Source organism: Streptomyces sp. SID13726 (genome assembly GCF_010548375.1).
GTDB lineage: Bacteria > Actinomycetota > Actinomycetes > Streptomycetales > Streptomycetaceae > Streptomyces.
The window spans coordinates 59,352-72,027 of sequence record NZ_JAAGLY010000036.1 but is presented as its reverse complement, the minus strand read 5'-3'; the positions used below and the strand labels follow the sequence as shown (position 1 = coordinate 72,027).

The 12,676-nt window shown below is 71.7% G+C and carries 6 protein-coding genes and 1 pseudogene; 3 read left to right on the top strand and 4 right to left on the bottom strand.

Translation table 11 applies throughout. The annotated features are described in order from the left end of the window. Positions 1–317 (bottom strand): annotated as a pseudogene (locus G3I78_RS44070) (hypothetical protein); the annotation flags it as partial. A 23-nt stretch (positions 318–340) separates the two neighbouring features. Here G3I78_RS44070 and G3I78_RS44065 point away from each other — a divergent pair. Next, on the top strand, positions 341–1,675 hold the full coding sequence (locus G3I78_RS44065) for a right-handed parallel beta-helix repeat-containing protein (protein ID WP_343243997.1): 1,335 nt from the start codon (positions 341–343) through the stop codon (positions 1,673–1,675). On the opposite strand, the gene G3I78_RS44060 is transcribed toward G3I78_RS44065, so the two are convergent. The 3 genes from G3I78_RS44060 to G3I78_RS44050 all read right to left on the bottom strand — a co-directional run bounded on the left by G3I78_RS44060 (position 1,672) and on the right by G3I78_RS44050 (position 7,854). Beyond that, positions 1,672–2,376 carry a hypothetical protein gene (locus G3I78_RS44060; RefSeq protein ID WP_164435632.1) on the bottom strand — a complete coding sequence of 235 codons (705 nt, stop codon included), beginning with the start codon at positions 2,374–2,376 and terminating at the stop codon, positions 1,672–1,674. The genes G3I78_RS44065 and G3I78_RS44060 overlap by 4 nt on opposite strands. 117 nt (positions 2,377–2,493) lie before the next feature. Continuing rightward, positions 2,494–5,448 (bottom strand): SdrD B-like domain-containing protein, encoded by a 2,955-nt coding sequence (locus tag G3I78_RS44055; RefSeq protein WP_164435631.1) that lies wholly within the window; start codon positions 5,446–5,448, stop codon positions 2,494–2,496. A 96-nt stretch (positions 5,449–5,544) separates the two neighbouring features. Continuing rightward, positions 5,545–7,854 (bottom strand): ATP-binding SpoIIE family protein phosphatase, encoded by a 2,310-nt coding sequence (locus G3I78_RS44050; RefSeq protein ID WP_164435629.1) that lies wholly within the window; start codon positions 7,852–7,854, stop codon positions 5,545–5,547. Positions 7,855–7,956: 102 nt separating this feature from the next. Between G3I78_RS44050 and G3I78_RS44045 the strand changes: the two genes are divergently transcribed. Both G3I78_RS44045 and G3I78_RS44040 read left to right on the top strand, forming a co-directional pair. Next, on the top strand, positions 7,957–12,087 hold the full coding sequence (locus G3I78_RS44045) for a HAMP domain-containing protein (protein WP_203616354.1): 4,131 nt from the start codon (positions 7,957–7,959) through the stop codon (positions 12,085–12,087). 13 nt (positions 12,088–12,100) lie between these two features. Next, the gene (locus G3I78_RS44040; RefSeq protein ID WP_164435627.1) at positions 12,101–12,646 is read left to right on the top strand and encodes a response regulator; all 546 of its coding nucleotides are present in this window, start codon (positions 12,101–12,103) and stop codon (positions 12,644–12,646) included. Positions 12,647–12,676: the final 30 nt, after the last annotated feature.

Below are 12,676 nucleotides of genomic sequence, written 5' to 3'. Positions count from 1 at the left end.
AGGCGGGGCCCGACGCCGATCGTGGCGTGGGCCCGGGACCACTCGCGCAGGACGGGGCGCAGGGCGCGGGCTCCGGCCGGGCCGCTCACCGCGGGGTCGAGATCGTAGGCGAGGACGAGCACGGCCGGCCGCTGCTCGGCGGCCACGCCGGGCTGCCGTACGGAGCCGGGGCCGGTGCGCCCCTCGGGTCCCTCGGCGGCGCGGGTGCAGGCGGTCGCCGCGAGTCCGGCGCCGGCCGCCAGGACGGTCCGGCGGGTGGAGCCGGACCCGGAAACACCGTCAAGCGTGTCGAAACCGGCATTCGTTGCCTTGAGCACGAACGGGACGATACATCTGCGGCGTGCGATCGAACCGTTTCCCCCGCCTTCTGCTGATCTCGTGGCTGCTGGCCGCGCTCGCCGCCTGCGCGCCGGGCTCCCCCGACGGGGCCCGAGGCGGGACGGGCGGTGCCGCCGTCGTGCGGGTCCCGCAGGACACCGGGTCCGTGCAGACGGCGGTGGACCGGGTGCGGCCCGGCGGTCTCGTGCTGGTGTCGCCCGGGGTGTACCGGGAGAGCGTCACGGTGGCCAAGCCGCGGGTGGTGCTGCGCGGCACCGAGCGCTCGAAGGTCGTGGTGGACGGGGAGTTCGAGCGGTCCAACGGCATCACGGTCACCGGCGCGGGCTCGGTGGTGGAGAACCTGACCGTGCGCAACCACCTCGCCAACGGCGTCCTGTTCACCGGCGTGACCGACGAACGGCTCCAGGCGGGCGGGGCGGGCGGATCGGCGTACGACCCGCTGGACACCGTCAAGTTCCCGCCGCTGAAGGGGTTCCGGGCCTCCTATGTGACGGCGTACGACAACGCCCTGTACGGCATCTACGCCTTCGACGCCCGTTCCGGGGTCATCGAGCGCTCCTACGCCTCCGGGCACGCGGACTCCGGGATCTACGTCGGCCAGTGCCGGCCCTGCGACACCGTGGTCCGGCACAACACCGTGGAGCACAACGCGGTGGGCCTGGAGGTCACCAACGCCTCCGAGCGGCTGTACCTGCTGGGCAACCGGGCCGCGCACAACCGGGTGGGGCTGACCCTCAACTCCAATGACCTGGAGGCGCTCGGGCCCCAGCACGGGGCGGTGGTCGCGGGCAACGCGCTCACCGACAACAACGACGACCGCGGTCCGGAACAGGCCGACGGGGGCTTCGGCATCGGGATCGGGTCGGGCGGCGGGCGCGACAACGTCGTCGAGCGGAACCTGATCACCGGGAACCGTTCGGCGGGGGTGCTCCTGAGCGACGTCCAGGGCTATCCGGCGCGGGGCAACACCGTCCGCGCCAACCGGGTCACCGGCAACGGCACGGACCTGGTCCTGGCGACGGGCGCCCCGGCGGGCAACTGCTTCACCGGGAACGCCGAGTCGGTGACCAGTCCGACGGCCCTGTCCGCCCTGGCCCCCTGTGGCCGCGACACCCGCGCGGAGACCCCGGTCCCGGCGGAACCCGGCACCGGCCGGCCCCCGCTCGGCGGCCCCCACCCCGTCCAGCCGCCCCCGGGCATCTCCTTCCAGGACGTCCCGGCCCCGTCGCCCCGGCCGAACCTGCCGAACGCGTCCACGGCGCCCCCGCGCGCGGCGGTGGGCCTGCCGGGGCGGGTGGACCCGGGGGCGTTCCCGCTGCCGGGGCGGGGCTTCTAGGGCCGCCCCCACGGCCCCTCCGGCACCCCGCCCCTCACATGTCCCGCCGTCACATCGATGTGTACGGCCCGCCCCTGACCCAGCGTCGCCGTGACCCGGCGGAGATCGCCGTCGGTGTCGATCCAGTAGGCCAGCGGGGAGCGGCCGGCCGGTGCGCCGCCCGTGCCCCGCGGGCGGGGGCGGGGTCCGCTGAAGACGCCGTAGGAGCGGTCGCCGATCTGTTCGTCGCGTAGCCACAACGGGCCGGACTGGGCGAGGAGTTGGGCGTTGTCCGGGCGGTCGGCGGCGAGGGACAGCACCAGCCGCAGCCCGATGTCGAGCGGGGCCGCGCCGAACTCCCGGCGCACCCACTTCCGCCCCTCCGCGCCCCGCGCGACCGCCACCCCCGACAGGTCCCACGCCAGCCGCCCGCGCGCCTGCCCGCCCTCGTCGCCGTACGTCCCCACCGCCCGGTGCCGCCGGTGGTCCACCACCGCGCGCACCACGGTCGTCCCCGACGGCGTCACCGCCCGGACCGTGACCGCCGACGGGCTCGCCCGGTACACCCGGAACCGGGTCAGGGCCATGCGTTGGGCCTCGGGGCCCGAGACGGGACGCGGGGCGGGTTCGGAGCCGGTCGTGGACAGGAGTACGGCGGTGAGGGCGGTCGCCGCGAGGACGGCCCCGCCGGACACCGCGAGGGCCTTCGGCTTGATGCGCATGGCACGTCCCTACACGCGGGCGGGCCGCCCACCGGTCAGCACCGGTGGGCGGCCCGCCCGTGGTTCACCCTCGCGGAGGTGTCCCCGGGGATGTCCCCGGAGGTCTCCCGGGAGGTGTCAGCACTTGCCCTTGCACGGCTCCCCCCGCTTGTTGGCGATCCGCACGACGAGGCCGTACTCCGAGGAGGCGCTCTTCAGCGTGACCGCGTACGGGCCGGTGACCGGGTTCTTCGGCAGGACGTACCCCTCGGGGACGTCCCGTTCGACCAGGTAGTACGTGCCGATCGGCAGCTGGTCGAACCAGCAGCGGCCCTGGCCGTTGGTGACGCAGTCGTCGACCAGGGTGTCCTTGCGGCCGCCCGTGCGCTGGAGCCCGGGGGTGCCGTTGCTGTCGCGCCACAGCTGGAAGACCGCGCCGCCCAGCGGCTTCCTGGTCTTGGCGTCGGTCTTGACGATCGTCAGCCCGAGGTCCTTGATCAGTCCGGCGTCGAGGGTGAGGTCCTCGCGGTGGCCCGGGCCGAGCGTGACCGGCGGGGAGCAGCCGCTGTCCGGGGCGACCACGGAGTCGTCGCCCGCCGCGCCCGCGTTCTGCCGGGTCCACTGGTAGCCGTCCGGCAGCACGAAGCACACCCGGTACCGGCCGTCCGGCAGGTACCGGAACAGGTAGTCGCCGTGCGCGTCGGTGAGCATCGACTTGACGACCGTCCCGGTGGCCGGGTCGATCAGCTTGACGGTGACGTTCCGCGCACCGGGCTCGCCCGGGTCCTGGATGCCGTCGCCGTCGGTGTCGTACCAGACGTGGTCGCCGAGCCGGTTGACCGGACCGACGAGACCGGCGTCGAGGTCGTGGTCGACGAAGCCGGGGTCGCCGACCCGCACGGTGGTCCGGCCCGAGGAGTCGACGGTCGAGTCGATCGCGGGGTCCGAACCGGCCCTGCGCTGTGTCCACTTGAGCTGGTCGAGGGTCGGGGAGCCGGGCAGCTTCGAGGGGTCGATGCCGCTGTGGTCGAAGGCCGCCTGGTACGAGGTGTCGGGCTTCAGACCGTCCTTGGTGCCGAGGTGGTACTCGCCATTGGCGTCGGTCGTCGCGGTGAGCTTGTTGCCGGCCCGGTCGGTCAGGGTGACCACGACCCCGGCGACCGGCGGCTCGGACGGGTCCTGGATGCCGTCGCCGTCGGCGTCGTACCAGACCCGGTCGCCGATCTGGACGGGCGCCTGGTCGCAGATGATCTCCAGGTCGGCGAGGCCGTTGCCCTTGCCGAACAGGTTCGCCCCGTCGGACCAGGTGGACTTCAGCAGCTGGTTGCCCTCGACGGCCCCGGACCCCGCGGTCCAGCGGCGGACGCCCTGCTCGTAGGCCTGGTTGGTGTAGGGGTCGAAGACCGTGCTCCACACCTTGTTCCGGTACGGCTGGAGGACCAGGCCGCCCTCGGTGATCTGGTCGTGCCGGGCGTCGGACAGGACGGTGAGGTCGTTGTAGAACTCGCCGCCGCCCGGGCCCAGCTTGTTGCCGGGCAGGCTCCCCTTGAGCGCGCCGCAGGTGCCGTCGCTCTCCAGGGTGTACGCCGTCCCGGACGCGCAGGCGCGCAGGACGTCACCGGCGGCCACGGCCGCGACCAGCTGGGTCGTGGAGCCGTACGCGTAGGTGCGGTTGCCCTGCATGTCGGCGAAGCGGTCGCGGTAGCCGAGGACCAGGTCGCCGTTGTCCGCGATCTCGATGTTGGCGAGCATCGGCTGCGGGGCGGCGACGAACAGGTGCTCCTCGCGGACGGGCACCCGCTGGTTCCAGGCCTCCCAGTTCGCGCTCATCCGCTCGCCGGTGGCGGTGGCGTCGCCGCACTTGTAGCCGGAGGCGCCGGTGAAGCGGTAGGCGCAGCCGCGCGCGTAGTCGAGGGCGTGGGCGAAGATCTCGGTGAACGTGCCGCCCTTGAACTCGTAGACGTGCGCGCTGAGCCGGGACGGGTCACCCCAGGGCAGGGCGTCGGTCACCGTCGACTCGGCGCCGCACACCCCGCCGACCAGGACCCGGCTGCCGCGCACGCCGATGCCGTAGGGGTGCCAGTCGCCCACGCAGTCGGCGGGCCTGGGGACGGCGTGGCCCGTCTGCGCGCCGGCGGTGACGGCGTCGCCGGTGCCCTGGAGGGCGACCGTGTACAGCTTGGAGTCGTTGAGGTCGACGGCGTAGAGCGTGCGGCCGTCGCCGGAGACGTCGACGTCACCGAGGCCCTCGCGGCCGACCCTGCCGTAGACCCCGTCGTCGTGGAGGTAGTTGCCGGTGCCGTCGTGGGCGGTGAGCGTGCCGGGCAGGGTGACGAAGGTCGAGACCGCCTTGCTGGTGGCGTTGTAGCGGTAGATCGCGTTGACCGCGCCGGCCGGGCCGTACGCCGTCTGGCGCTTGACGGAGGTGCCCGCGTAGACGTTGCCGGTGCGGTCGGCGCCGATGCCGAACACCGCCTGCTGCTTGGTGTTGTCGGTCAGCTGGGTGACCGCGCCGCCCGGGGAGGTGTTGGAGAAGCCCGAGGCGAAGGACACCAGGCCCTGCTGTCCGGTCGCGTCGCCCTTGGCCAGGCCGCAGGTGACGAGGTCCGGGTTCTCCTGGCAGTACAGGTCCGGCTCCCAGAAGCCGGTCGTGTAGGTGACGTTCGTGCCGCCGCGCACGTCGACGAAGCCGACGCCCGCGCGGATCACGTCGGCGCCGGTGCCGAGCCCGGCGACGGCCTCGCGCAGGGTGTCCGGTGCCGGGTTGGTGACCCGGACGCGGTACCTACCGCCGGTCAGGGCGGAGGACGCCGGGGTGAGGACGGCGGTGCCGTCGGCTCCGGTCGTCGCGGTGAGGACCCGGCCCGCGTCGTCGGTCAGGGTCACCTCGACACCGGAGCGGCCCGGCTCCAGGACGCTGTCGTAGACCCCGTCCGCGTCGGCCTCGGTGACCACCCGGACGGTGACCGCGCCGTCGCCGGAGCCGGCGGCCCGGGCGAGCGGGGCGCCGACCGTGCCGGCGAGCGACCCGGCGGCAAGCAGGGCCAGGCTGATTCCGCCCAGCCCGGCCGCTTTCCAGTTTCCTAGCAGCACACTCTCCTCGTTTCCTGGTCATCGACCCCCATGAATTCATGTATGGAAACGGTAAAGATGTGCTAATCCGACCAGGCCAGGAAATACCCGGCATCGCTACTCCGCTTGCAGCACCAGCAGCGCCAGATCGTCCTCCGGGGGCCGCGCCCCGAACTCGTGCACCAGCCGCTTGATCCGCTCCGCGATCAGCTCGGCGTCCAGCCCGGCGCACCCGGCGAGGGCCTCCGCGAGCCCGTCCTCGTCGTCGAACTGCCGGGAGCCGCTGCGCCGCTCGGTCACCCCGTCGGTGACGCACAGCAGGCTGTCGCCGGGGCACAGCTCGAAGGTCTCGCTGGTGTAGGTCTCGTCCTCGACGACCCCGAGCAGGGTCTGCGGCCGGGCCGCCGTACGGACCTCGCCGCCCGCCCCGAGCAGCAGCGGCAGCGGATGCCCGGCGGAGGCGAGGGTGCAGCGCACTCCGCCGTCGAAGGGCGCGAGTTCGCCGTACAGGAGGGACAGGAAGCGGGTCTGCGGGCCGTCGCCGGGGTGCATGGGGCGGCCGCCGGCCGAGGCGAGCGCCCGCGCCGCCGCGTCCGCTGCCTCCGTCGCGTCGTCGAGGAGCAGCTGGTTGAGGCGGTCCAGGACGTCGGCCACGCGGTAGCCCTCGCGGGCCAGCAGCCGCAGCCAGGGGCGGGCCAGTCCGATCACTACGGCCGCCTCGGGGCCCTTGCCCTGGACGTCCCCGACGGCGAAGCACCAGCGGCCGTCGCCGGCCGGGAAGAGGTCGTAGAAGTCGCCGCTGGGCCCGCCCTTGTCGTACGGCTCGTACACCAGGGCGCTGCGCACCCCGGGAATCTCGGCGACCGCGCCGGGCAGCAGTCCGCGCTGGAGCACCGCGCTGATGGTGGCCTGGCGGGCGTACTGGCGGGCCGCGCCGATGGCGAGGGCCACGCGGCGACTGAGGTCCTCGACGAGACCGGTGACCTCGTCGGGGAAGGCGAGGAGTCCGGCCCGGCCGATGACGAGGGTGCCGAGGGGGCGGCCGCCGGCGGTGAGGCGGTAGGCGAGGGCGGAGCCGTGGGGTGGGTGGGGTGGGTGGGGTGGGTGGGGTGGGTGGGGTGGGTGGGGTGGGTGGGGTGGGTGGGTTCCGTGGTTGCTGTGGGTGTCGTGGTTGCTGTGAGGGGTGTGGCTCTCGTGACCGGTCTGAACGGCTCGGCTTCCGTTGCCGCCCGGCGTGCCCAGCGCCTCTCCGGGCCAGGGGAAGGGGACCGGGCCGGGGCGGGCCGGGTCGAAGGGGCCCGGGGGCTCCTTCTCCAGCGCCCGGCGCAGCTCCTCGATCCGGGCCTCGCTGCCGTGCCACACGCGGGCCAGCCGGGGTCCGGAGGCACCGGGCTCGCCCCAGCCGTCCTCACCGGGACGGGGAGACCCCCAGCGCCCGGCGACCTCGTCCTCCAGCCACACCGCGCACCAGTCGGCCAGCCTCGGCACGATCAGCTGGCCGGCGAGCGCGGCGACCAGGTTCTCGTCGAGCTGTCCGGCGAGCAGGTCGGAGGCTTCGGCGAGGAAGGAGAGTGCTCCGCGGTTCAGCCAGTCCCTGCCCTGGTCGTGGTGAGGGGTGGTCTGGATCGGGATCGTGGGTGGGGGTGGGGTCGAGGCCGGGGTCTGGGTCTGGGTCTGGGTCTGGGTGAAGACAAGGGCCGGGGTCGAGGTCGGGGTCTGAACGGGGACAGGGACCGGAGTCGAGGCCGGGATCTGGGTGGGACCAGGGACCGGAGTCCGGGTCGGCTCCGGCGTGTGTGTCCCCGTGCCGAGCGGACCCCGCTCCTGGCCGCGCTCCCCCGCGTACGCCTGAATGCCCTCGAAGGACTCCTTCCCGCCGGCCGGCAGCCGCGCCCACACCGACTTGGCACCCGTGCGGTAGGTGATGCCCCAGCACTCGGCGAGGGCGGCGACCAGGCGCAGTCCGCGCCCGTACTCCGGTGTGCCGTACGGCGGTTCGGGCTCGCCGCCCCCGCTCTCGCCCCCGGCATCGCCCTCGCCCGTGCGGGGTGCGCCCCAGCGCGGGGCGCGTGAGGGGTGGTGGTCGAGGACCTCGACTACGAGTGCGCCGGTGTGCGCCTCCAGCCGGCAGTTCAGCTCGACGTCGGTGCCCGCGTGCACGACGGCGTTGGTGACGAGTTCGCTGACGACCACCAAACCGTCGTCGGCCAGCCGGTCGGTGAGGAACTCGGCGCCGGGCAGGGCGAGTTCGGCCCATTCGGAGAGCGCCGCGCGCAACAGGGCCCGCGCCGAGCCCGGTGCGAGCGGGCTGCCGGGGAGGGTGGCGCGCAACTGCGCCGGGGCGTGCGGAGGCGCGTCGGCGCCGGGCGCGGTCGGCCCGTCGGACGCGTGCGCGACGGACTCCCGTTGCGCAGGAATGGCCCCCATGTCCAGCTCCCCGAGCAGTTCGGACGAATACCTCTCAGTCGATGCGGACAGAGTGACAGACTGGCCACGCCCATAAGCGCCGAGTTACCGAAGTGGGCCGCCATGAGTGAGAACAGTGGTACGCCTGTGCTCGAAGAGGGACAGAATGCCGACCGGATTCGAGCATCGGATCTGCGTCCGCTGCTCGCCGCGATGACCGCTGCCCGGGACGGCGACTTCCGTCGGCTGCCCGAGTCCGGGGACGGGATCGTGGCCGACCTGACGGCCGTCTTCAACCAGCTGGTGGACCGCAACCTCCACTTCACCGGCGAGGTCAACCGGGTGAAGCGGGAGCTGGTGCGGCACGGCCGGCTCGACGAGCGGCTCTCCCCCAGCCCGGGGCAGGGCACCTGGACCTCCCGGGTCGACGACGTGAACCAGCTCCTCGACGCCCTGGTGGCCCCGGCCGCCAACGCGACCCGGGTCCTGGACGCGGTGGCCGGCGGCGATCTGACCCAGCGGGTCGATCTGCACGACGGTAACCGGCAGTTGCGCGGTGACCTGCGGCGACTGGGCCGGGCCGTGAACAAGATGGTCGACCAGCTCTCCCTGTTCACCGGCGAGGTGACCCGGGTGGCCCGCGAGGTCGGCACCGAGGGCCGGCTCGGCGGGCGGGCCAAGGTGACCGGGCTGTCCGGCAGTTGGCGGGACGTGACCGATGCGGTCAACACCATGGCGTCCCGGCTCACCGCCCAGGTCCGTGACATCGCTCTGGTGACGACGGCGGTGGCCCGCGGCGACCTGACCCGTACGGTCACGGTCGAGGCGACCGGCGAGCTGCTCGAACTGAAGCTCACCGTGAACACCATGGTCGACCAGCTCTCCGCCTTCGCCGACGAGGTCACGCGGGTGGCCCGCGAGGTCGGCACCGAGGGGCAGTTGGGCGGGCGGGCCCAGGTGCGGGGCGTGTCCGGGGTCTGGAAGGACCTCACGGACAACGTCAACTTCATGGCGTCGAACCTGACTTCACAGGTGCGGAACATCGCCCAAGTGACGACCGCCGTGGCCAACGGGGACCTTTCACAGAAGATCACGGTCGACGCGCAGGGCGAGATCCTGGAGCTGAAGTCCACCATCAACACCATGGTCGACCAGCTCTCCGCCTTCGCCGACGAAGTGACCCGCGTGGCCCGCGAAGTCGGCACCGAAGGAAACCTCGGCGGCCGGGCCCAGGTGCGAGGCGTCTCCGGCGTCTGGAAAGACCTCACCGACAACGTCAACTTCATGGCGGACAACCTGACTTCACAGGTCCGCAACATCGCCCTCGTCTCGACCGCCGTGGCCCAGGGAGACCTCGGCAAGAAGATCACGGTGGAGGCCAAGGGCGAGATCCTGGAGCTGAAGTCCACCATCAACACCATGGTCGACCAACTCTCCGCCTTCGCCGACGAAGTGACGAGGGTCGCCCGCGAAGTCGGCACCGAAGGAAACCTCGGCGGCCAGGCGCAGGTGCGAGGCGTCTCCGGCGTCTGGAAGGACTTGACGGACAACGTCAACTTCATGGCCCTGAACCTGACTTCACAGGTCCGCAACATCGCCCAGGTGACGACCGCCGTGGCCAACGGCGATCTGTCGAAGAAGATCACGGTCGACGCCCGCGGCGAGATCCTCGAACTGAAGGACACCGTCAACACGATGGTGGAGCAGCTGCGGGCCTTCGCCGACGAGGTGACCCGCGTGGCCCGCGAGGTCGGCACCGACGGCCGGCTGGGCGGGCGGGCCCAGGTGCTGGGCGTCTCCGGCGTCTGGCGGGACCTGACCGACAACGTCAACTACATGGCGGACAACCTGACTTCGCAGGTCCGCAACATCGCCCAGGTCACCACCGCGGTGGCCAACGGCGACCTCTCCAAGAAGATCGACGTGGACGCACGCGGCGAGATCCTGGAGCTGAAGACCGCCATCAACACCATGGTCGACACGCTCTCCTCCTTCTCCTCCGAAGTCACCCGCGTGGCCCGAGAGGTCGGCTCCGAGGGCCAACTCGGCGGCCAGGCAAGGGTCGAGGGCGTCTACGGCACCTGGAAACGCCTGACAACCAACGTGAACGAACTCGCCTCCAACCTGACCACCCAGGTCCGCGCGATCGCCGAGGTGGCCTCCGCGGTGGCGCAGGGCGACATGTCCCGCTCGATCACCGTGGAGACCCAGGGCGAGGTCGCCGAGCTCAAGGACAACATCAACCTGATGGTGGCCAACCTCCGCGAGACCACCCGCGCCAAGGACTGGCTGGAGTCCAACCTCGCCCGGCTCGCCGCCCTGATGCAGGGCCACCGGGACCTGATGGAGGTCGCCGACCTGATCCTGCGGGAGCTGACCCCGCTGGTGAACGCCCAGTACGGGGCGTTCTTCCTGGCCGACCCGGACGAGGACGGAGCCTCGCTCCGCACAACCGTTCCCGCAAAGGGACTGGCCTTCATCGCGGGCTACGGCTCCGCGCAGGGCGCGACCGTGGACACCGGTGGCATGCCCGTGCACGGGCTGGTCCGGCAGGCGGCCCGGGAGAAGAAGCGGATCCTGGTGGAGGAGGCCCCGCCGGACTACATCAAGATCAACAGCGGTCTGGGCGAGGCGGCCCCGGCGAGCGTCGTCATCATCCCGATCCTCTTCGAGGACAAGCTCCTCGGCGTCATCGAGCTGGCCTCCTTCTCCCGCTTCTCCGATGTCCACCTGGCCTTCTTCGACCAGTTCGTGAACACCATCGGCGTCGCCATCAACACCATCATCGCCAACTCCCGCACCGAGTCCCTGCTCGGCGAGTCCCAACGCCTGGCGATGCAGCTCCAGGAGCGCTCGGACGAACTCCAGATGCAGCAGGCCGAGTTGCAGCGCTCGAACGCCGAACTGGAAGAGAAGGCGGCCTTGTTGGCCACCAGCTCCCAGTACAAGTCGGAGTTCCTGGCGAACATGTCCCACGAACTGCGCACCCCGCTCAACTCCCTGCTGATCCTGGCCAGACTGCTCTCCGACAATCCGGACGGCCATCTCTCCGACCAGGAAGTGCAGTTCGCGACGACGATCCACCGCTCCGGCTCCGACCTGCTGCAACTGATCAACGACATCCTGGACCTGTCGAAGATCGAGGCCGGCCGGATGGACGTACGCCCCAAGAAGCTGCCGTTGATCAAGCTGCTCGACTACGTCCACGCCACCTTCCGCCCGCTCACCCTGGACCGGGGGCTCGCCTTCGAGGTGGCGGTCGGCGAGGACGTGCCGCGCGAGATGTACTCCGACGAGCAGCGCCTCCAGCAGATCCTGCGCAACCTCCTCTCCAACGCCATCAAGTTCACCGCCACCGGACGGGTCGAGCTGCGCGTCAACCGGATCAAGGACCCCGAGCACCGGTTCGTCCGCGACAGCGACGACGTGATCGCCTTCGCGGTGTCCGACACCGGCATCGGCATCGCGCAGGAGAAACTCCCGGTGATCTTCGAGGCGTTCCAGCAGGCCGACGGCACGACCAACCGCAAGTACGGCGGCACCGGGCTCGGCCTGTCCATCAGCCGGGAGATCGCGGGCCTGCTGGGCGGCCGTATCGTCGCCGAGAGCGAGCCGGGCACCGGCTCCACCTTCACGCTCTACGTCCCCGTCGTCAGCCCCGGTCACACGGCGGCCGGCCCCACCGCCGAGGACCGCGCCCTGCCGGCCCCGGAGGACCTGTCCACCGAGCCCTATCCGACCGCCCACGACGCCGAGGACTCCTGGCCCGCGCCCACCAAGCTGGAGGCGTGGAAGTCCGGCCGGGCGGGTCAAGTCCTGTCCGGGCGGCGGGTGTTGATCGTCGACGACGACATCCGCAACGTCTTCGCGCTCACCCATGTGCTGGGCCGGGTCGGCATGCCGGTGCTGTACGCGGAGAACGGCCGCGAGGGCATCGAGACCCTGGAGCGCAACCCGGACGTCGAACTCGTCCTGATGGACATCATGATGCCGGAGATGGACGGCTACGAGACCATCGCCGCCATCCGCCGCACCCCGCGCTGGACCGGCCTGCCCATCGTCGCGCTCACCGCGAAGGCGATGCCGGGAGACCGCGAGAAGTCGATCGCGCGGGGCGCCAACGACTACGTACCCAAGCCGGTGGACGTCGACCAGCTCCTGACCGTCGTATGCGCACTCCTGGACCCCGAGGGCGTGGACGCGGAGGAACGGGCCGATGCGGCGGAGGCGGTGGTTCCGCCCACGGACGACTGAATGGGGCAGTCAGATGAGCACTGAGGCAACGACCGACGAGAGTGCGGGCATCCTCCTGGTCGACGACATGGAGGACAACCTGATCGCACTGGAGGCCGTCCTGGGGTCCCTCAACGAACCACTCGTCCGCGCCCGTTCGGGCGAGGAGGCGATGAAGGCCCTGCTCCGCCGCCCGTTCGCCCTCGTCCTCCTGGACGTCCGCATGCCGGGCATGGACGGCTTCGAGACCGCGGCCAACATCAAACGCCTGGACCAGACGAAGGACGTCCCGATCATCTTCCTCACCGGAGCCGAGGACGACTCGGGCTACGCCTTCCGCGGCTACGCCACCGGCGCCGCCGACTACTTGACCAAGCCGTTCGACCCGTGGGTGCTCCGCGCGAAGGTCAGCGTCTTCCTGGACCTCCACAGGAAGAACCAGCAGCTGGAACGCCTGCTGGCCCGCCAACGGACGGACTACGAGGAGGTCGGCAAACAACTGGCGGACCTGGAGGAGGAACTGACGGACCCTCAACGCACCAGGATCAAGGAACTCCGGCACCTTCTGGAGAAACGGTGAGATTTGCTTCTTTGGGGGCGCGGGGAACTG

Excerpts from the sequence above, each read along its gene's own strand:
- G3I78_RS44050 (WP_164435629.1), bottom strand. The coding sequence starts at position 7,854 with ATGGGGGCCATTCCTGCGCAACGGGAGTCCGTCGCGCACGCGTCCGAC.
- G3I78_RS44040 (WP_164435627.1), top strand. The coding sequence starts at position 12,101 with ATGAGCACTGAGGCAACGACCGACGAGAGTGCGGGCATCCTCCTGGTC.
- G3I78_RS44060 (WP_164435632.1), bottom strand. The coding sequence starts at position 2,376 with ATGCGCATCAAGCCGAAGGCCCTCGCGGTGTCCGGCGGGGCCGTCCTC.
- G3I78_RS44045 (WP_203616354.1), top strand. The coding sequence starts at position 7,957 with ATGAGTGAGAACAGTGGTACGCCTGTGCTCGAAGAGGGACAGAATGCC.